General features: G+C 40.3%; 16 protein-coding genes. 12 read left to right on the top strand and 4 right to left on the bottom strand.

Annotation, left to right across the window (positions count from 1 at the left end):
- Positions 1-128 precede the first annotated feature (128 nt).
- Positions 129-404, bottom strand: a complete 276-nt coding sequence (locus CCK98_RS35675; RefSeq protein WP_179195677.1) for a hypothetical protein — start codon at positions 402-404, stop codon at positions 129-131.
- Here CCK98_RS35675 and CCK98_RS28200 point away from each other — a divergent pair.
- Both CCK98_RS28200 and CCK98_RS28195 read left to right on the top strand, forming a co-directional pair.
- The gene (locus CCK98_RS28200; RefSeq protein ID WP_088089626.1) at positions 286-1,773 is read left to right on the top strand and encodes a DEAD/DEAH box helicase; all 1,488 of its coding nucleotides are present in this window, start codon (positions 286-288) and stop codon (positions 1,771-1,773) included. The genes CCK98_RS35675 and CCK98_RS28200 overlap by 119 nt on opposite strands.
- 20 nt (positions 1,774-1,793) lie before the next feature.
- Entirely contained in the window at positions 1,794-2,510 is a 717-nt protein-coding gene (locus CCK98_RS28195; protein ID WP_088089625.1) for a ComF family protein, read from the top strand.
- Positions 2,511-2,613: 103 nt separating this feature from the next.
- Here the strand turns inward: CCK98_RS28195 and CCK98_RS28190 are convergent, their stop codons facing one another.
- Complete coding sequence (locus CCK98_RS28190; RefSeq protein ID WP_088089624.1) at positions 2,614-3,096, bottom strand: spore coat protein; 483 nt, start codon at positions 3,094-3,096, stop codon at positions 2,614-2,616.
- 274 nt (positions 3,097-3,370) lie between these two features.
- On the opposite strand from CCK98_RS28190, the gene hpf reads away from it, so the two are divergent.
- Positions 3,371-3,919: a ribosome hibernation-promoting factor, HPF/YfiA family gene (hpf, locus tag CCK98_RS28185; RefSeq protein ID WP_088089623.1), complete on the top strand. Its 549-nt coding sequence runs from the start codon at positions 3,371-3,373 to the stop codon at positions 3,917-3,919.
- Positions 3,920-4,458: 539 nt separating this feature from the next.
- Here hpf and secA read toward each other — a convergent pair.
- Positions 4,459-6,972: a preprotein translocase subunit SecA gene (gene secA, locus CCK98_RS28180; protein ID WP_088089622.1), complete on the bottom strand. Its 2,514-nt coding sequence runs from the start codon at positions 6,970-6,972 to the stop codon at positions 4,459-4,461.
- A 539-nt stretch (positions 6,973-7,511) separates the two neighbouring features.
- Between secA and CCK98_RS28175 the strand changes: the two genes are divergently transcribed.
- The 8 genes from CCK98_RS28175 (at position 7,512) to CCK98_RS28140 (ending at position 18,304) form a co-directional block, all read left to right on the top strand.
- Complete coding sequence (locus CCK98_RS28175; RefSeq protein WP_088089621.1) at positions 7,512-8,891, top strand: NapC/NirT family cytochrome c; 1,380 nt, start codon at positions 7,512-7,514, stop codon at positions 8,889-8,891.
- 29 nt (positions 8,892-8,920) lie between these two features.
- Positions 8,921-10,081 (top strand): NapC/NirT family cytochrome c, encoded by a 1,161-nt coding sequence (locus CCK98_RS28170; protein WP_088089620.1) that lies wholly within the window; start codon positions 8,921-8,923, stop codon positions 10,079-10,081.
- A 115-nt stretch (positions 10,082-10,196) separates the two neighbouring features.
- Complete coding sequence (locus CCK98_RS28165; RefSeq protein WP_088089619.1) at positions 10,197-10,907, top strand: lipopolysaccharide assembly protein LapB; 711 nt, start codon at positions 10,197-10,199, stop codon at positions 10,905-10,907.
- 16 nt (positions 10,908-10,923) lie between these two features.
- On the top strand, positions 10,924-11,886 hold the full coding sequence (locus CCK98_RS28160) for a 6-bladed beta-propeller (protein WP_088089618.1): 963 nt from the start codon (positions 10,924-10,926) through the stop codon (positions 11,884-11,886).
- Positions 11,887-11,986: 100 nt separating this feature from the next.
- Positions 11,987-13,159 carry a cytochrome c3 family protein gene (locus tag CCK98_RS28155; protein ID WP_088089617.1) on the top strand — a complete coding sequence of 391 codons (1,173 nt, stop codon included), beginning with the start codon at positions 11,987-11,989 and terminating at the stop codon, positions 13,157-13,159.
- A gap of 295 nt (positions 13,160-13,454) precedes the next feature.
- Entirely contained in the window at positions 13,455-14,699 is a 1,245-nt protein-coding gene (locus CCK98_RS28150; RefSeq protein WP_179195950.1) for a cytochrome c3 family protein, read from the top strand.
- A gap of 334 nt (positions 14,700-15,033) precedes the next feature.
- On the top strand, positions 15,034-16,221 hold the full coding sequence (locus tag CCK98_RS28145; RefSeq protein ID WP_179195949.1) for a cytochrome c3 family protein: 1,188 nt from the start codon (positions 15,034-15,036) through the stop codon (positions 16,219-16,221).
- Positions 16,222-16,444: 223 nt separating this feature from the next.
- On the top strand, positions 16,445-18,304 hold the full coding sequence (locus tag CCK98_RS28140; protein ID WP_179195948.1) for a cytochrome c3 family protein: 1,860 nt from the start codon (positions 16,445-16,447) through the stop codon (positions 18,302-18,304).
- A 37-nt stretch (positions 18,305-18,341) separates the two neighbouring features.
- Here the strand turns inward: CCK98_RS28140 and CCK98_RS28135 are convergent, their stop codons facing one another.
- Positions 18,342-20,300 (bottom strand): SEC-C metal-binding domain-containing protein, encoded by a 1,959-nt coding sequence (locus tag CCK98_RS28135; RefSeq protein ID WP_088089613.1) that lies wholly within the window; start codon positions 20,298-20,300, stop codon positions 18,342-18,344.
- 389 nt (positions 20,301-20,689) lie between these two features.
- Here CCK98_RS28135 and prfB point away from each other — a divergent pair.
- Positions 20,690-21,791 (top strand): peptide chain release factor 2 gene (prfB, locus tag CCK98_RS28130; RefSeq protein ID WP_098931046.1). Its coding sequence is split into 2 segments (ribosomal slippage): positions 20,690-20,761 and positions 20,763-21,791, totalling 1,101 coding nucleotides; the frame shifts between segments, so codons are not numbered across the junction.
- The last annotated feature ends 90 nt before the right edge of the window (positions 21,792-21,881 follow it).

The raw sequence follows: 21,881 nt of genomic DNA, 5'->3' as shown, positions 1-21,881 counted from the left end.
GGGAATCGGTGGAAAAGGTTGTGAATCCCCTAGCAACTATATAAAGACACCAGACCGTCACATATCCACAAAAAATATAAGAATCTTCGACAAATAAGCAGGAATATCTTCTTTTTAGCAGAAATTTTTTAAAAAAGAAAAAGGGGTGACCAATCTAGAATTGAGAAACTTTCTACATCTCCCAACCCGTGATACCACTCAAAAAGCTGTGCATAGATTAATCCTGCAAACAACAGGTAAAACAAAAGATCGTCTCTATTATCTGAATCCAGAGGAGGTGTTCCCATGCGTTTTGTCATAAAAAACAACGTCTTAATTCCAAGCAACACAGCCGTAGACTCACTCCCAATCACACACATCGCCATCATCCCGCAGCCGCAGCTAAATCCAAACTTCCAATACAATCCTGATCTTCAGCAGCTTCTCATAGGCAAACAACACCTCCTAGAAGATTTCCCAATTCCTTTCGAAGAAGTGCAAGCACATTACGAAAATGGCTATGTCACCTACCGTAAAGGAATCGAGTACAACGGAAAAAAGCCCATATGCTCCCGGTGCGGAAATAAGGACCCACAGCATTTTGCATCTTACCCATGCTCACGATGTGGCGAAACCTGTCTCTATTGCCGCCATTGCATCATGATGGGAAGAATTAGCGAATGCACGCCGCTCATTGGCTGGAATGGCCCGGTGCCTGACACCCATCTCCCTGCAAAAATTAAACATTGGCAAGGGACACTCTCACAAGGACAGCAAGAAGCATCAGAGCATGTAATTGTGGCGATTCAACAAAATCAGGAGCATTTAGTTTGGGCCGTTTGCGGGGCAGGGAAAACTGAGGTCCTATTCGCTGGAATTGAAGCCGCACTTGCTGCTAAAAAAAGAATCTGCATTGCCACACCGCGAACGGATGTCGTCTTAGAGCTCACTCCTAGACTAAAAGCCGCCTTCCCGGAAATAAAAGTTGCTTCTCTTTACGGCGGAAGCGAGGACCGTCATCTCTATGCTCCGCTTACGATTGCGACCACCCACCAGCTGCTCCGCTTCTACCATGCCTTTGATGCGATCATTTTAGACGAAGTCGATGCCTTTCCCTATACTGTAGAGGAATCCCTCCAGCACGCCGCCATCCAGGCGCGAAATCGGTCATCGGCCATGATTTACCTGACAGCCACGCCCAATGCAAAATGGCAAAGGGAATGCCGCACAGGAAATCGAGCCTATACTACCATCCCCGCTCGTTTCCATCACCATCCGCTCCCGGTCCCCGACTTTGTATGGTGTGGCAATTGGCAAAAGCAGTTGCAGAAAAATAAATTGCCACCGAATGTCCTCCGCTGGATTTCGACCCGGATTCAAGCAAATAAACAAGCCTTAGTCTTCTTTCCGCATATCCCTTTGATGGAAAAAGCCCTCCCCATCCTGCGCCAATTTGATTCAACTATAGAAGCTGTCCATGCAGAAGACCCTGATCGTAAAGAAAAAGTGCAAAAAATGCGATCCAAAGGAATTACTTTGCTGTTAACGACAACTATTCTTGAGCGAGGAGTAACTTTTCCCAACATTGATGTAGCCGTAGTTGGGGCCGAAGACACTATTTTTTCAGAAAGTGCCCTCGTCCAAATTGCTGGAAGAGCGGGGAGGAGTAAGGATCATCCTGATGGGGTGGTGACCTATTTTCATTATGGAAAAACGGAAGAGATGTTAAAGGCAAGAAAGCAGATCGTCTCGATGAACCGGGAAGGTTTTAAAAGGGGCTTGCTCGATATTTAATATAGAGAGGAGCTATAAAAATGAATATATTCCTCCAAAACCATTGTTTAAACTGCCACGAAGTAATCCTGCCAAGCATCGGCTGGAGAGCCATTTTCTCAGTTGATAAAGAACAGCTTATTTGCCCAGTCTGTGAAGGGAAGTTAGAAAAAATTGAAGGCGAGCAATGCCGAATCTGCAGCAGGCCATTTGGCAACATAGAGATGAAATTTCGTAGAGGTGATTTGTGCCATGATTGTTTCCGATGGGAGGAAGATCCCGAATGGCAGGGATACCTTGAGAAAAACCATTCCCTGTTCCTCTACAATGATTTTTTAAAAGAAGTGATCGCAAAGTTTAAATTTCGCGGTGATTATGTACTGGCGAGAATCTTTTCGGAATTGCTCAGGCAGAAGTTGACCGAGATCGCTCCCGACCTATTTATACCTATTCCCTTAAGTGAAGAGCGGCTATATGAGCGGGGGTTTAACCAGGCAGCCGCCATCCTAGCAGAAGCAGGCTATCACCCCGAAAATGTGCTCAGCCGAATCCATTCAGAAAAGCAATCCAAAAAATCTAGGTCCGAGCGGATTCATCTCTCACAAGTCTTTCAGGTCAACCCTAATGTTGACTTTGCAGGAAAAAAGGTCATCCTGATTGATGATATCTATACAACTGGCTCAACACTACGGCATGCAGCAAAACTTTTAAAAATAGCCGGTGCTACGAGCATTCAATCGCTGACACTTGCTCGTTAGCTTACATGCGCTTCTCCCAATCGGTGCGCTACCAGGCATGGAGTTAAGGCGGGGACCCCAGTCAAGGGACCCGCCCGCCCCTAAAACATTAAAACCCCATCTTTTACGCCTTTTGTGCATTTTCAATGTCATGACCAAGCAACAGACCCAAATCATAAGCAGGATGGTAGCCATGCTTGTGCATATATTTAAAAATATGCTCATGGCCGTGAATAGCAACGAGCAGCTGATCTGTAAATGTCTTTCGTAAAGCAGGTGTCGCCGTTTCCGTAATCGCCACGGAAAGATTCCTCACCAAAGCTTTTGAAAGGCCCAGAATATCACCGGCAAAAAATCCTGCATCCTCTCGCACATCTTCCTCATCCCTCGCTTGATGGCCCGCAGCAGATGGATAAAACTTAAGTAAAGCTCTCAGGTTCCCTTCAAGATCATGAATACACTTTTTATAAAGTTCCTTTAACTCAGTGTCAGTTATTTTCTTCATCGACATTTTCAGTTTCATTTGCCCCACGGATTGAAAAGCAACCATTTCGTGCAATTCCAACGTCTCATGCCAGGCCAGTAATTTTCTATCCTCTTGCTCCATTCTCGAAATACTCCATTTCGCTAAAACATCCATTTAACCTATTCTTTGAGCAATTCGCTGGAAAGTTGTCCCACTAAAGATTACAATAAATTTGAACAAACATTCATTTTAGTAAATATTACCTATCTGTGTCAAAGGCGTACAAAACATTGTCACTAAATTCCCTTTGATTTTGTCAATAAATCGACAAAATTTTTGTTCTGATTTAGCAGGATAATCATAGGGTAAAATAGAAATGTTATTACATAGCCTTAACTAAAGGAGGAATCCACAAATGAAATATAACGTTCGTGGTGAAAACATTGAGGTAACTCCAGCAATTAGAGAGTATGTTGAAAAGAAAATCGCTAAATTGGAACGCTATTTTACTGAAGCACCTGATGCAAAGGTAAATGTGAATCTAAGATTCAATCAAGATAAAACTTCTAAAGTAGAGGTGACCATCCCACTACCGCAACTAGTCCTTCGTGCTGAAGAAACAAATGTTGACATGTATGCTGGGATTGACTTGATTACTGACAAATTAGAGCGCCAAATTCGTAAACACAAAACAAAGGTTAACCGTAAATTCCGTGAAAAAGGCGACTTTCCTGTTACATTTGCAACTACTGAAAACACAGAAGTTCATGAATTAGACGAAGACGAATTAGAACTAGTTCGTACAAAACGCTTCGACCTAAAACCAATGGACAGTGAAGAAGCCATCCTGCAAATGAACATGCTAGGTCATAGCTTCTATGTATTCACAAATGCAGACACACATCGTACCAATGTTGTTTATAAGCGAAGAGACGGCCGCTACGGTTTAATCGAAGCACAATAAGTAAATAAGTGAAAAGCGAACGCTGCTCCTTAACGGGGCAGCGTTTTTTTGAGCTCGGATAGGGACTACGTTCCCGAAAAGAGTAAGGAACAGAGGATTGGGTCACGTAAAAGGTGTCTACGTTCCCGAAAAGAGTAAAGAACAGAGGATTGGGTCACGTAGAAGGTGTCTACGTTCCCGAAAAGAGTAAAGAACAGAGAAACGGGTAACGTAGAGAGGGTCTACGTTCCTGAAAAGAGTAAAGAATAGATAAATAGGTCACATAGAAGAGAAATCACACAAAATCAAGCTACCTTCTCTATATAAACATATAAAAAAGATATCCCCTTGTGGATATCTACAAAAACCAGGCACATATCTACAAAACTATGCATTATTTCTACGAATTTTCAGAAGATATCAACAAATCCCCATCACTTATCAACATATCCACATAATCCATCCCCAAAACAACAAAAATGAGCCAGCGATTACGATCGCTGGCCCTCACTAATTTATAACTTCGAAATTTGAGCCATCAAAGCTATTACAAATTAACGTTATTTCCCTGCCCCGCAGCAGTTCTTATATTTCTTGCCGCTTCCACAAATACATGGATCATTACGGCCCACATCAATTTGCTTCACTTTCGGCTTTTGCTTAACCGGTTCGCCGTCTTCTTTTGGATGAACCGCTTGGCCTTTTGCTACTTCTTGGCGCTCAAGGTTGTTGCGGATCTCCGCTTTCATGATATACATCGCTGCTTCGTCTTCGATCGAATGGATCATCGTCTCGAACATTGCAAAGCCTTCATGCTGATATTCACGAAGCGGATCGATTTGTCCGTATGCACGTAAATGGATTCCTTGACGGAGTTGGTCCATCGCATCAATGTGATCTATCCACTTGGAGTCAACCGCACGCAGCGTAACCACCTTTTCGAATTCGCGCATTTGTTCAGGGAAGAGAAGTTCTTCTTTCTCCTCGTAACGTTCCTTCACTTTTGCAAAAATCGTATCGCGGATTTCCTCTGGGTCTTTCCCCTTAAGGTCATCGGCCGCGATGTCACCTTCATGTAGTAGAGTAGCATTTACATAATCGACAATGGCCTGAAGATTCCATTCTTCTTCATCCTCATGACGAGATGCATGGGCATCTACATTCCGCTCAATGGAGTTCACAATCATCTTCTGAACAATGTCACGAAGGTTTTCAGATTCTAATACTTCATCACGCTGGGTGTAAATGATCTCACGCTGTTGGCGAAGAACATCATCATATTGCAAGAGCTGTTTACGGGCATCAAAGTTGTTACCCTCGACGCGTTTTTGCGCAGATTCCACAGCTCTAGATACCATTTTACTTTGGATAGGCTGAGAATCATCCATGCCAAGGCGTTCCATCATGGATTTCATATTATCAGAACCGAAACGGCGCATCAGTTCATCTTCCATCGATAAGTAGAACTGAGTAATACCAGGGTCCCCTTGACGTCCAGAACGTCCGCGAAGCTGGTTATCGATCCGTCGGCTTTCATGACGTTCCGTCCCAATGACAGCAAGCCCGCCTAGCTCAATTACCCCTTCGCCCAGCTTAATATCCGTACCACGACCGGCCATGTTGGTCGCAATTGTTACTGCGCCTCGATGACCTGCTTCAGCAATGATTTCAGCTTCACGCTCATGGTTTTTCGCGTTCAAGACATTGTGGCGAATTCCCTTTTTCAATAAAAGCTCGGAAATAAGCTCAGAAGTTTCGATAGCTACTGTACCAACGAGGACAGGCTGACCCTGTTTATTGCGCTCAGCAATATCTTCTACTACTGCTCTAAATTTACCACCAATTGAAGAGTAAATTAAATCAGGTCTGTCATCACGGGCAATTGGTCTGTTAGTAGGGATGACGATAACATTCATATTATAAATGTTACGGAATTCTTCCTCTTCCGTCTTCGCGGTACCTGTCATACCGGCCAATTTTTCATACATCCGGAAGTAGTTTTGAAACGTAATCGTTGCCATCGTCATGCTTTCGTTTTGGACTTCGAGACCTTCTTTTGCCTCAATAGCCTGGTGTAAGCCTTCGCTATAACGGCGGCCTTTCATCAATCGACCGGTGAACTGGTCAACGATGACAATTTCGCCATCTTGAACGACATAGTCCACATCAAGGTGCATGCTGGCATTCGCTTTTAAAGCCTGGTTAATATGATGGTTTAAGGTAACGTGCGCCATGTCAAAGAGGTTTTCAATCCCAAAGGCTTTCTCGGCCTTGCTAATCCCTTCTTCCGTCAGCATAACGCCCTTTGTCTTTTCATCATACGTATAATCTGTATCCCTTTTAAGCATACGGACAAAGGCATTGGCTTGAATATAAAGGACAGCGGACTTTGCAGCTGAACCTGAAATAATTAATGGGGTACGGGCTTCGTCAATTAAGATCGAGTCAACTTCGTCAATCACTCCATAAAAAAGCGGGCGTTGTACTTTTTGTTCCTTATATAGGACCATGTTATCACGCAAATAATCGAAACCAAATTCATTATTTGTTCCATATGTAATATCCGCGGCATAGGCTGCCTGTTTTTCATCCTTATCCATACTATTTAAATTTAAGCCGACCGTTAAGCCTAAAAATTGATACAATTCACCCATTTCATCGGCGTCACGGCTTGCTAAGTATTCATTGACCGTAACCACATGAACACCTTTACCAGAAAGAGCATTCAAATAAACGGGCATGGTCGCGGTTAACGTTTTACCTTCACCAGTCTTCATCTCGGAAATGTTCCCTTCGTGGAGAGAAATACCCCCCATTAACTGAACATGATACGGATATAAACCAAGTACACGGCGGGCGCCTTCACGGACAACGGCAAACGCTTCAACGAGCAAATCATCGAGTGTTTCCCCGTTTTGATAGCGGGCCTTGAACTCCTCTGTTTTTTCCCGCAGCTGGTCATCTGTCAGTCTTTCTGTTTCCGTCGCCAATGCGTCAATTTTCGTTGCAAGCTTGTCTAACCGCTTCAGCTCACGCTTGTTCAGATCAAATACTTTATTTAAAATCCCCATCATATGATGAACGCTCCTTTATATCGAGACTAATACACTCTTTTTTAAAAAATCCTAGTCAAAAATATTCGATAATTTCCCTTTTAATCTTACCACTTCCTCAATACAGTGACAACAATGTAAGAGGGAAGCAAGATTCGTACAATCTACTATAATTAATCAACTAATGTCAAACTTCTAAGCTGGCCTTTTGTTATGTTCGATTTATCGTCAAATATGACAGACTAATGGCAACTGTTGAGAATACATTTCAACCAGATAGGCTATCTTTAAATGCTTAAGTATTTTTGTATAAACGACATAAAAATTGCATAAAAACACATCGTTGTACAGATTAAACAATACGTATGTAGTGTTAATGTAACCCTTTGATAACAACGTTCAAATGGTGTTATTGGTATAAATTTACCGCTTGATTTCATTGAATAATTATTCACAAATTGTACATTGGAATATACTCTTACAATGTTAGATACTACCTTTAGAGCGGTTAATATGGAAAATATATAGAGAAAGAATCCAAAATGGGAAGGGTGAGTTAAGTGGCCATTTGGGGGAAAAAAAATAAAGATAAAGATCCCGAAAGTAGAGAAGATAGAAAAAAAGCTGGCCTGATTCGCGGATTATGGCGAAAGTTTCGAGGGATTGACTGGAAGAATCCAGTGAACAGGTGGAAATTACTGTTTGTTTCCCTTGTGGGCTGTATCGTTGTTTTTGGTGGAGGATACGGGGTCCTTACCATGACAAACTCGCCGACATTCTGTGCGAGCTGTCACGAAATGGCACCAGAATATTCAACGTTTACTGCCAGTGCCCACAATCAGATATCTTGTGTACAGTGTCATATCAAGCCAGGTTTCACCAACATGATTACCCACAAAATGAAATCGGTAAAAGAAGTTTATTACCATGTAACAGGTGTACCTGAACAAATTGTTCAAACCGAAGAAGAAGCTGTTTCAAACGAAAACTGTTTACAATGTCACTCGAAAAATCGTCTTGTAACAGCCTCTGGTGACTTAAAAGTTAACCATAAAGGCCATATCGAAAAAGATATCCCTTGTATTACCTGTCACGCTGGTGTTGTTCACGCTAAGATGGCAACTCGCGGCATCAACGTGGAAGAAGTTCGCGGCGAATGGACAAAGGAATCTGCCGAAAAATTGATGGAAAAGAAATATCTAAGACCTAACATGGGAACATGTATTGACTGTCATGACAAAGTAAATAATGGCGAAAAGCCTTGGAAAGATGCTGCTTATAATGTTCCAGTGAATCCGGAAGAAGTTGAGAAAAAACTCGAAGAAAAAGATAAAGAAGCAACGAAAGAGAGAGCAACAGAGTCAACAACAGAAGGCGAAAATACTAAAGAAGTAGCTGCAGCACACGATAAAAAGACTCAAGATATCATTCTACAAGCAATTGGTAAGCAAAAGACAGATGTTAAGATTTCAATGGAATGTGCAACATGTCACAAGCAAACTGACATTCCTAAAACACATAAAAATGTTGATTGGGGCAATAATCACGGCATCACTGCTGTTCAACAGCTAGATAAGTGTGTGAATTGTCACCAAGATTCAAAATGGGCAAGGGAAATACCGAAAGAAGACATCGTCTCAATACTTAAAATGGGCAATCAAAAAGTTAAGTACACACCAAACGTGACACTTGCAAAAGAACAAGCACGTACTAATAAATTCTGTAGTGCCTGTCATTCTGATCGTCCAGAAAGTCATGGCGATAGCGATCATTGGTTGACTTCCCATGCATCCAAAGCAAAAACAAATGATATGAAAGCAGAATGTTTCGTCTGCCATGATCGTGAAAAACCAAAAGCTGAAACAACCGAAGCCAAAGCACCTACAGATGTTTATTGCCAATACTGTCACAGAACTGGCTTTAAAGATGATAAGAAATAAGAGGAAAATGTTCAAGAGGAGGGAAAACAATGGATGAAGAATACAAAGATCAGACCTCCCCTCCACGGACTCGCTACAAAGTATATAAATATTTAACAGTAGCACTGCTATTTATTGTCGTCTTTTTCTCATTGGGACTAATAGGAGTAGAAACTACCTCAAGTTCGAGTTTCTGCTCCTCATGCCACGAGATGAAGCCGGAGTTTTATACGTGGAAGGCGTCCACACATAGCGAAGTGGAATGCGTTAAGTGTCATATAGGCTCAGGTACCGAAGAATATGCTAAAGCGAAGGCAAACGGACTTATGCAGTTGTATAAGAAAGCAACACAAACTTATACAGCTCCTATTCGAATGCCAAAGGAAATACCTGATAGTGCGTGTGAGTCCTGTCATGATGTTTCAAAACGTGAAGTTACTGCATCTGGGGACATTATCATCCCCCATGATAAACATAAAAACAAAGATATTGAATGTATTCAATGTCATAACGGTATTGCTCATGGCAAAATTGCCGACCGAAAAATGACTTTTCAAAACGATTACGAAAAATGGGATAGTAAAACTGGCACATCAGCAATGGGGGATTTTAAATTCACCCGTCCAGATATGGACACATGTATTGATTGTCATAAGGCTCGGAAAGTAACAACCGAATGTTCAGCGTGTCATACAACGGGGATGGTTCCAAAAAGCCATAAAAAAGCGGATTTTAAAACCAAAACACATGGTAAGCAAGCTGCAGAGAATTTAAAGAAGTGTAACCAGTGTCATAGTGACATGTCAAAAGAACCTTTAGTTGGTTATGATGATCTATCAGTAATAGAGAGTTTCCTTAATAATGATCAAGTCCAGGCAAAACAAAAGAACCATTACAACTACGCAAAAGAGAATACTTTTTGCGCGGACTGCCATAACAAACGCCCGACAAGCCATGACAGTAATTTCTACAACAATCACGGTGCAATTGCAAACAAAAATCAAGCTTCATGTCAAGCCTGTCATGAGGTGAAAAAGTCGAGCGCATCTAGTAGAAATCAAGTAACTTGCTCTTCTTGTCATCCAAGCAAACATAGTCAAAAGACAAGTTGGAAGGAAACTCATCCGATTTCGTTAGAAGGAGTTACGAAGCCTTCAGCGAAATGCTACACCTGCCATGCTAAAGTGAGTTGTGAAAAGTGTCATAAGTAAGTATGTAATATTTTATAAATACCTTTGATTTGGAGCTATATAGGGTTCTTCACATTTCGAACAAGTCTATCAGAGGTTATTCAGAAAATACAAATGAAATTCGAGGTGGATATTAATGGAAGCTAGAGAGCTGCCGATCAATCCAGAACCGGAAAAGAATGAAAGAACGAACTTGAAGAAGGAGAAGAAAAAGTATTTTACTAAATTACAAGCTATACTGCTTCTTATCGCTACTTTACTAGTAAGTGTAGGTGGAGGCTATTATATAAGCGATAAATTTTTATGGTCTAACGCAGGTAAAGAAAGGATCGAGGAGCAACTCGATTATTATAAAGGATTAGTAGATGCAGAACCGAATAATCCTGAGCACCGAGTAAATTTAGGTTACACCTATTTTGTAAAAGGTGATAACAGTAATGCAATTAAGCAGATGAAAGTGGCGACAGACCTCGATAGTAAATACTTTGGTGCCTATTTCAACCTTGGTCTTGTCTATATTGATGAAGAAAGATACAACGATGCTTTAAAGCAGGCACAAAAAGCGGTTGAGTTGGGACCTCGTAATTTTAAAGCTCATTTATTGTCGGGGATGGTATATCGTGATTTGAAAATGTATGACGAGGCTACAAAATCTCTAAAAGAAGCCCTTAAGTTAATGCCAACAAACACAGATATCATTACCGAAATTGGCCGAGTGGAAGAAGATCAAGGAAACAAAAAAGAAGCAGAGAAATTCTTCAAAGAGGCTTTAAACTATGACCCGCTATATAAACCTGCATCTGAAGGCTTGGAGAGAATCGCTGCAAAGGACAAAGACAACAAATAGAAGGAGCTGACCACCATTGAAAAAAAGAACTGTTTATATATTGATGAGTAGCATTGTCGCACTTTCCGTTGCCTTTTTTGCAGCCATCTATTTCTTAAATTTAGAATCGACAATAAAACCGATTGTTGCAAAAGTGGATCCAAGCGGACCGCCAGTGTATACGAATTCATTATACGGGGAGTTTAACAAACCTCTTAACAAACCAATGGATGTAACAAAAATTGGGGAATTCGTTTATGTAAGTGATACAAATAACAAACAAGTTCAAGTATTCGACCAATCTGGCACTTCCGTTTTTAAATTTGGAAAAGAAGGTACAAAAGAAGGTGAATTTAAATTCCCATATGGAATAGCTGGAGATAAGGATGGCAACATTTATGTGGCTGACTTGTACAATGGCAACATTTCTATTTTTGATTCAAAAGGCAAGTTCCTAAAATACTTTAACAATAAAGAAAAAGCCATTCAATCACCTGGCGGACTACGCATTTTCGATGAGAAGCTCTACGTTACCGATATTAAAGCAAACAAATTGTTTGTATTTAATCTAGATGGTAAGAAATTAATGGAAATTGGCGGCCCTGGTGCTGACGAAGGAAAATTCATCGCACCGAACGCTGTAACAGTAGATAACGATAATAAGATATATGTTACAGATTCAGGGAATAATAGAGTAGAAGTTTTCAATAAAGACGGTAAATTCATCAAAATTATTAATGGTTCAAAAGATGGGAAAGGCGATCCAACTCTTCTTAATCCTAGAGGAGTAGGGGTCGATTCAAAAGGTAATGTTTATGTGGTAAACAATCTCTCACATAATATTTATGCTTTTGATAAAGATGGAAATCAAGTATTTGAATTAGGTGGAATGGGAACTGATAATGACAAACTTTATCTTCCAAATGGTCTGTTTATCGATGATAGAGATACTTTGTTCGTGACAGACACAATTAATCAGAGAGTATCAGTTTTCTATTAATCGCCTTGTAATTTAAGGAGGTGATTCTGAAAAGCTCGCTGCTTTAACAAGTTACCTTAAATTAGAGAAAAAAGAGAGATTTACTTGGGAGGTTTTAAAAATGAGTAAGATAAGATTGGGTTTATCAACCGTGTTCATGCTTATATTATTAGGCTTGTTCAGCGCGGTTACCTTTGCAGAGGATGGAGTACCTCCAACCCCAAGTAACCCGGCACCTGGAGTTCATGTAGGTGATGTGGATAACGCAGGTAATCAAAGTACACACAGAACACATGGTAACTTCCAAAATAACACCAACTCTTGTGCAAACTGCCATAGTACGCATAATGGGGAAAACGAAAAGCTGTTAATGAAGGAAGGCGAATACGATCTTTGTATGTCCTGTCATGACGGAACAATGGGCTTTTATGATGTGACAAAATCAAGCGGAGCAGGAACTTTTGATGATTCACACTTAAGTTCTTCTATGCATAACGTTGATTCATCTATCCAAATCGGAAGTGCTCCAGGTAAATTTGCTAGTAAAACAGGTGATACTAAAGAATTAGAATGTTCTAGCTGTCATAATCCACACGGTTCTGCTAATGATAGATTATTAAATGAAACTGTTGCTGGTAAAGCATATGCTACATCTTTAGTTAATGGTGTACAAACACCTGCTCCAGCTGGTACAAAAACAATCGCTCTTGATTTACAAGAAGATCCTGCTTATGCAGCCATTAACGCCCTTACAGGTACTGGCGGATTAAAAATTACCAAATCAAACGGTCCTAAAGGATTAGCTAGTTACAATGGTGTTAACGATAAAATCTACTATTCTCAATTCTGTGGCGCTTGTCACGACGATTACTTTGCAAAGAGAAATGAAGGTTCTAACTCTAATCCATACCCTGGTAAACCCAGTACAGGATCACCTAACACTTCAACACACACGCATGATACCTACACACATACAACTAATAGCTATAAACAAGGAAGAAGTTGTGCTGCTTGTCACTATGCACACGGTACCGATGCTACAGTTATGATGGATGCATTAGGAAATAAAGTTGCTGATTATACGAAGGCTGTTGCAGACGGAGGAAAAGGCTGGTCTCAAGAAAAAGCTGAAGCATACATGAAAGATGTAAGTGTTAAAGGTTCTTCTTTAAAGAAATTTACAAATAACGCTGTATGTTTTGCTTGCCACGGACCTAGCATTGCAAAAGGTCAAATAGATTCAAAATACTTAGATGGATCAGGCGAAATGTATGGCAAACAATATATTAAATAGGAATTAAGCGGAATTAAAGAACAAGCTTAGAATAAGGTAGCGATAAATAGATTGCTGCCTTATTTTAAGTAGTGAATAACATAGTTTTTAATAAAAATAGAATGAAAGCAGGAAATAACCAATTTCCTCCCGACTGGTGTGTTTTCTGATGATATAAGATCTTTTTTGGAACTAGAGTCATTTATATTAAATGCTCCTTTAAGGGGGTGGTGGATAAATAAATAGGATAAGTTCTACCTCATAAAAAAGAGAAAAAGAGAGAAAAACAGAAAGATTTATGGGAGGTTTATTAGAAATGAGTAAGTTAAAAATTAGTTTGTCTGCATTGCTTATGCTTGTTTTAGTGAGCATGTTCGGCGCTTTTGCCTCTGCAGAAACATTCACACCTACTTCTACAAACCCAGCACCTGGTATTCATTCAGCAGACGTTGATAACCTTGGTAACAAAAGCACACACAGGACACATGGTAATTTCCAAAACAATACGAACGCTTGTGCAAACTGCCACAGTACGCACAACGGGGAAGATGATATGTTGTTAATGAAGAGTGGCGAATATGAACTCTGTATGTCATGCCATGATGGAACAATGGGTTTCTATAACGTCAAAGAAGGTAGCGGCGCTGGAACTTTTAATGAATCACACGAAAGTGCTTCTATGCACAATGTAGATTCAGGATTAGCAATTGGTGAAGCTCCTGGAGCAGTGGTTAATACATCTACAGAAGTATTAGAATGCTCTAGCTGTCATAACCCCCACGGTTCTGCCAATGACCGCTTATTAAATGAAACAGTATTGGGTAAAGCATATTCTTATAATGTTTCTGGGAAGATGGGTACATCACATGGACCAAGCTTTTCTAAAACAACTGCAATTCCTGTGGGACAACAGGCAATTAATCTTGTTTTAAAAGAAGACCCTGCGTATGCTGCAATCAACTCACAAACAGGTGTAGGATTTAAAGTATATAAATCAATGGGTCCTGATGGAGCACGAGACAGAATGAACTATAGTAACTTCTGTTCCGTGTGTCACGACGATTACTTAGCGTCAAGAACCGCTGGTAAAACATCTAAAACAGGATATACACATACAACCAACAGCCATAAGGGTGGTAGAAACTGTGCTTCATGTCACTATGCACACGGTACAGATATCACTACATTGCAAGACTCTTCAGGAAGAACTATAGCAGACTTGCAAAAGACACCAGAAAATGGCGGCTTAGGATTTACTGAGAGAAAAGCAAAAGATTACATGAAGAATATAAGTGCAAAGTCTGCACTTAAGAAATTCACTAACATGTCTGTATGTTTCTCTTGTCACGCAGGAGAAGGCGAAAGCTTAGGTGGTCCAAATGCAACAGGCAAAAATACTGCTGGTGCACCTGATACCCCACTTTATATGTATACTGCTCCAGATGGTTCACAACCTGGATGGGATGGTACAACTAATTGGAGAACATCAACCTACGATCCTGCGTTTGCAGAGGAGCTTCAACACGTTATTAAGCAATATGATGCAAAATATGGTAATTAAGAACTAGTTTTGATGACAAGGGTACAAAATCACTTTTGTTCCCTTGTTTTAAACCTTGTATTGAAATTAAAAATAATATATTAAACTTCTTAATGATTTAATTAAATTGAATAAGAACAGAAAACGACCAGTCATACCTCCAAATGGTTTGTTTTTTGATAAATATAAACATTTTTATCTAACCGCTACTGTTCACAAAAAAATAGATATGAAGATTATCGTTCCTTTAAGGGGGTGGTGAATAAAAGAAAGAATAGATCGTTTTCAAGCACATAGAAAAAGGAAAAAGAGAGAGAAAAAACAAACAGAAAGATCTATGGGAGGTTTATTAGAAATGAGGAAGTTAAAAATCAGCTTGTCTGCACTATTAATGCTTCTTTTGGTAAGCATGTTTGGCGCTATTGCCTCTGCAGAAACATTTACACCAACTTCTACAAACCCGGCACCAACTATTCATGTTGGGGATATTGACAACTCTGGAAATCAAAATACACACAAAACACATGGTAACTTCCAAAACAACACTAACTCTTGTGCTAACTGCCACAGCACGCATAATGGGGAAGACGATATGTTGTTAATGAAGAGCGGTGAAAAAGAACTTTGTATGTCATGCCATGATGGTACAATGGGCTTCTATAATGTTACAAAAGCTAGTGAAGCAGGTGTAATCGACTCTCACGAGCTAAGTGCTTCCATGCATGATGTCGATTCAAATTTAGTAGTAGGATCAGCTCCTGGAGCATTAAACAATAAATCTACAGCTACTTTTGAATGCTCAAGCTGTCATAATCCACACGGATCTGCAAATGATCGTTTATTAAATGAAACTGTAGCTGGGAAGCAATATGGTAACAACTATAATGTTACTATCGTTGGATATACTGAAACGATTACAAAATTGAATCAAGTTCCAGTGGGACAAAAAGCAATTAAGCTGAATTTAGTAGAAGATCCTGCATATGCAGACATCAACAATAGCACTACTCTTTCTGGATTAAAAATCTACAAATCTAATGGTATCTATAATAAACCAGCTGATGGATTAACCCAAGCACAAGTTTATGATTACAAATTGAATTACTCTGAATTCTGTGCAAGTTGCCATGACGACTACTTAAAAAATAGAGAAAATGGTCCAAGAGCCGATCGTGTACACTATACACATACAACAAACAGTACTAAGCAAGGTAGAAGCTGTACTGCATGTCACTTTGCTCACGGTACTGATATTACCACATTAAGAGACACTGCCGGTAAAACAATTGCAGATTTAGAAAAACCAATTGTTGACGGCGGAAAAGGCTGGACTGACGCTCAAGCTAAGGCTTACATGAAAGAAGTAAGTAAAAAAGGTTCATCTTTAAAGAGATTCACTAACATGGCTGTATGTTGGGCTTGTCACCAATCTACACACCAAATTGCCAATACACCTGGAACCACAAATTATCCAAATACTACTGATTATAAAAACTACTTAGTTCCTGGTGGAGATTACTCAGGTAAATCACTGATTAAGTAATAATAAAAAAGCTAACAAGTAGCCTCACTATTTGTTAGCTTGAACTAATTTTCATATTAAACAAGGTGACAATATCACTATTGTTACCTTGTTTTTATTATTGCACCCGTGCTTATTAATTGTCAAAAATATTTAACTTAAAGCCGATAATTAATGTTAATTCAGTTGATATAATAGATTATAGTTTAGTACCTAAATTCGTGAAAAGTAAAGGATGAATAGCATGAAAAGGAAGAACTACAACCGAAAGCTAATCTCATACTTTGTTATTTGGAGCGTTGTTCTTAGTTCCCTCCTTTTTAGTTCTCCTGATAACATTGTGGTATCAGCATCGGCTGTTCCAGAAATTCAGATGCTAACTCCGGATGCAGGGGCGGTGTTAAATGCTCCAGTGGTTGAATTTACAGGAAGCATTTCTGATGATCTAACTACTCCTGATAAACTCTCAGTAAAGGTTTTTGAACAGCTAGAGTCCTCTCAGCAGCCTATTGATATTACAGATGAAGGAAAGCTTACACTAACACCTAAGGAAAACGGTGCAGATTTCTCTTATTCAAGGGATTTTAGTGAAGGAGTTCATACGATAACATTTGTTGTCACTGATGAGGAGGGAGTAAGCGCTAAGGAAGAACGATCCTTTACTGTTAAGTTGGATGGTACTGTCATGACTGAAGATATTCCTGAAACAGCTGATAATGGGGCCGGAAATCCAGTAACTTCTACTGAAGAAAAGGGTACGATTCAAGAAACCACCCCAACATCCACCGAAGTAACTGTTTCATCGCAGCCAGCCAATGATGAGGTAAGGACAAGGCCATATATGGCCAAGATGTATCTTATTCCAAAAGATGCTGCCGATAAGTATGAGCCTGAAAAGGCTGTACCTAGCAGTTTTCTTCCAGTGGAGGATATGACTCGAGTACCCTTGAATTATGTGATATTAGTAGATGTAAGGAGTACTGAGATATTAACTAAATCACAACCATTGTTAACGTCTTTTGGGGACATAAAAGGATCCGAAGACTTAATAACAACAACTGTATTAACCGAAAATCTCAAATCCTATGTTTATACATTTACACCTGATCAAAACTTTAAACCTAGCACAAGCTATTATGTATATCTGAACCCGAAATTCTCAAGTGAAACAGGGAATGTCATTATTCCAAGATTCCTAAAATTCACTACAGTTAGTGATTATAAAAATACTGCATATCAGGTGAACCGAGTAGACGATGAAACGATCGATAACGACAATATCCATGGTCCGTTTTCGGTTGTTACAAGTGCTTGCTCCTTCTGCCATAGCACGCATAACGGAACAGATGAATTCCTTGGAAAGGGTTCTAATGAAAATGAATTGTGTATGGCATGTCACGATGGAACGGGTTCACCAAAGATCGAGGACAATGCTGCGCATAGTAAACATTATAAGGATTCCAGTGTTTCCTGTTCTAGCTGTCATGATCCACATAACCCAGGGACGAAAGAAAATCCCAACAGTATGCACCCTAGTCTGGGAACTGATCCTTTCTTTAATTACAAAAAGGCAAGTACAGCTGCCGGGGTTGAAAGCGACTACTCATTATGTTTTAACTGTCACACAGCAGGAAAGGCTAAAGATATTAAAAAGTATTACGCTGACGGAACCCTTAAAAGCCAATCAGGGCATAATATTCAAGCTCAAACTGAAAGCGGCATTTCGTTAAATGGACAGCTTCCGTGTGCCGAGTGTCACGAAACACACGGAGCAAGTAATATTAAGATGCTAAGACCAGAGTTAGGAAATATTAAGTTGGGGCAAAAACCTGAGAGCGATCAACTTGATGATAATTGGTTTAATAAAACTACTGTAGAGTGGGATGCTGACGCACAACGTAAATTCTGTCTATCCTGCCATAATGGCCAAACAGATCTTTATGGTAAAAAAGGTAATGCGATCTACGATAAAGAAACGGGCGATCCTGTTAATTCAGAAAATGATGGTCATGACAGGGAAAGTATAAAAACATGCTCAGAATGTCATAGCGATAGCAAATCCTTTATGGATACTGCACATGCACCTAAAAGAATTACACCATAAAAAACGAGCGGGGGCCTCTCCGCTCGTTTTTTCTATTTTACTTAACGCTTTTCAACCACTCTTTTAACCCATCAATCTTCTTCCATAAATGCAAATGCATATCTGCATAAACAATTGCTTCATTTTCATCACCAAACCCGTAATAGTCAGGTGGATAGGCGGGCAGGCGTTTTTTGCCTGATAAATAGCTAATCACATACTTATTATCTTTTTTTGCTTCCTTCAGCAGTTTCGCGGCCTTCGCAGTAAAGCCTCTTTCTTGGATCTCAAGCAACAACTTATTGTATGAAGTTTGGGCTGACTCCTCTTCATATTGGTAGAGCAAGTCACTAGCTTTCTTAGTGTCTCCCGCATCTAGGTAGGCTACAAACAACGAGTAACGAACGCCTTGGTTATCCATTGGATTGAGTTCTAGCAATTCTTCATATTGGAGGATGGCCTCGTTTATTTTTCCGATCAGAGACAAGGCCTCTGCGTAATGTAGTTTCGCACGCATGAAGGGTCTTGTTTCAATTAACCCCCAGAAGTACCCTTTGTTCTCCTTGAAAAACGCTTTACCAAGTTCTCGTTCGCCCGCCTGGATGCCTCTTTCATAGAGCAAGATGGCTTCTTCAAGACTTTTTGTTTTTTCAGCAAGGATGACATAGGCATCCGAACAATTAGGGTTCAGCGTTATTGCTTCTTCTGCCAGCTTATAACGCTGCTGGCCGTCCGATTGATAGGCGTCGTAAATTAAATTTCTAGCCCGCTCTTCATCCCGCTTTGAAACTTTACGAACTGGGCTTTTAGTTTTTTTAGATGAAGTATCGACAAGTGTCAGTGTTTGAACAGATGAATCCCGAATCGCTTCTGCTTTCCTTGATTCTTCAGCCGCGGGCGCGCTTTTTCTTGGGAAATCAATAACAGGTGCCTTTTCAAAAGGCGGCAGTAGCGGCGCTTCATCTACCCCATAGACCATTCCAATCAACTCGGCAATTTCCGGATGTAATACCGTTTCCAACTCTGTGAATATGGAGGAAACAGATCCAGTAGAAACACTATACAGCTTGGCGAGCTCCTTTTGCGTATACGTTTTTTCCAACGGTGCAATCGTTGACACTAGGTAATGGAGGGCGGCAACATACAGATTCGGATTTTGGATTCGCTTTTGCCTTTTCTGGCAAAAACTCAGCCAGAGAATAACCCCCGTGTCGACTATGGATGCTGGTACATCAAGAGATTCCAACTGTTGCTTAAAGATTTCGGCGACTTCTTTATAGATTGGTGCCGGCCAATCCATTTCATCGATTTCCAAAAAACTGCCGACCATCGGAAGTTCGCTCAAAACCTCCAGGAAAAAGTCAGTCAAGTATTCCTGGGGTGAGTCGTAATCTGCTTCGATACTGCTATCCTCAATGTATGAAAAAGCATCTTCAGGTTTTAGGTCTGGTAAATCAAAGGGAGATGGAAAGAAGACATAATTTTGGTCATAGGGAACCAAGATTCCTACGAAGAAGGAACCTTCTTCAACCGTGATAGGCACATTCGCAATGATTGCTTCAAATTCTTCAGAGGTAAAGCCGTCCTCCACCGTTACTCTATTATTCTCAACGGCAAGGACTTTTCCAGCAATCGTTCGAGCTTCCGTCCATGTTTGTAAAATCTTTCTTAATTTAGGCCGTTTAATTTTCCCAATCTCAGCCGCAATAAACTTCTCGATAATGGTTTCCCCATCATCTAATCCCTCAAAAAGAGTAAACCAAATGGCATGAATCAACTCATAAAATTCTCGTTCCTGTTCATTATCGATTTCAATCATTTCTTCAAGGACTTCGAAATCCTCTTGTATTTCTGGCCCGAAGTGATAGTAAACATAATGGAGGATATGCTTTTGCAGGACGTCGATTTCACTATCAATCATATCGGTAATCGATACGGCTTCATTAGCCCCGCAGCACTTTTTATACTTTTTCCCACTTCCGCATGGACAAGGACCATTCCGGTTTATTTTCTCCAACTCATTCCGCTCCTTTGATTACCCTATTTATTTATCCAGCGCACTAATTGCATGATGTAGTATGTTCATTCATATTAAAAGGTGAATTATGTATAAAATAGCTGAAATAAAGTGGATTTCATCCACTTTCCACTTAATTTAATAGTAACATTTTTGACAGTCAGAAATATAAAAATACTAATGAAATTTGATTGAAATGATATTTTATGTCTTGGATGATCCAAATAAAGATTTTTCGATCATTCCTTAACAACAGGTTTGTGCTTTTTTAAGACCAAACTTTGAATTTTATACGGTTATCACGCTATAATGGTTAAGGAACTGACAATTGATTTTCGGTATAAAATACAATACAGGTCATATTTTTAATTTTTATAGAGGTGAAGAAAATGGAATTAGCAGAAATTCGTAATGAACTTGAAAGAACAGCTAAGAAATTAGCGGACTTTAGGGGGTCTCTTTGACCTTGAAAATAAGGAAGCGAGAATTGCTGAGCTAGATGATGAGATGCTGCATCCTGACTTTTGGAATGATCAGCAAGCAGCTCAGACCGTCATTAGTGAAGCAAACGGTTTGAAGGACCAGGTCCATGAATTTTACAAGCTTAATGAGAGCTTTGAAAATTTGGAATTAACTTATGAGCTTGTCAAAGAAGAAAATGATGAAGAATTGCGGACCGAGTTGGAAGATGAGCTCGGGCAGCTTACAGGGCGCTTGAGTCAATTTGAACTGCAGCTTCTCTTGAGTGAGGAGTATGATAAAAATAATGCGATTTTGGAGCTTCACCCAGGTGCTGGCGGAACAGAATCACAGGACTGGGGCTCGATGCTCTTGCGGATGTATACCCGTTGGGCTGAGAAAAAGGGCTTTAAGGTCGAGACACTCGATTACTTGCCTGGGGATGAAGCTGGGATTAAGAGTGTTACGCTTGCGATCAAAGGTCATAATGCCTATGGCTACCTGAAGGCGGAAAAAGGGGTTCACCGTCTGGTAAGGATTTCCCCATTTGATTCCTCAGGCCGTCGCCATACTTCGTTCGTTTCCTGTGAAGTGATGCCTGAGTTAAATGATGACATTCAAATAGAAGTTCGGACAGAAGATTTAAAAATTGATACGTATCGTGCGACTGGAGCGGGTGGACAGCATATCAACACCACGGATTCCGCCGTCCGGATTACCCACGTGCCAACGAATGTTGTCGTCACCTGCCAATCAGAGCGCTCGCAGATTAAAAACCGTGATGCGGCAATGAAAATGCTGAAATCTAAGTTATATCAATTGGAAATTGAGCGACAAGAACAAGAGCTTCTGGAAATTCGTGGCGAACAGAAGGAGATCGGCTGGGGAAGTCAAATCCGTTCTTACGTCTTCCATCCGTATTCGATGGTGAAAGACCACCGGACCAGTGCCGAGAGCGGAAATGTTCAAGCTGTGATGGACGGGGATTTGGATCAGTTTATTGATGCGTATCTAAGGTCAAGGATTTCGTAACACGGGAATTTTTTAAACAAGTATTTGAAATAAATGTATCAAGCCTTTGCTGACCCATTCGGCAAAGGCTTATTTTTTGGGATATTTGCC

The sequence above is a fragment of the Bacillus sp. OV166 genome, from assembly GCF_900177675.1.
Taxonomy (GTDB): domain Bacteria; phylum Bacillota; class Bacilli; order Bacillales; family Cytobacillaceae; genus Neobacillus.
This window is presented reverse-complemented; position numbering and strand designations above follow the sequence as displayed.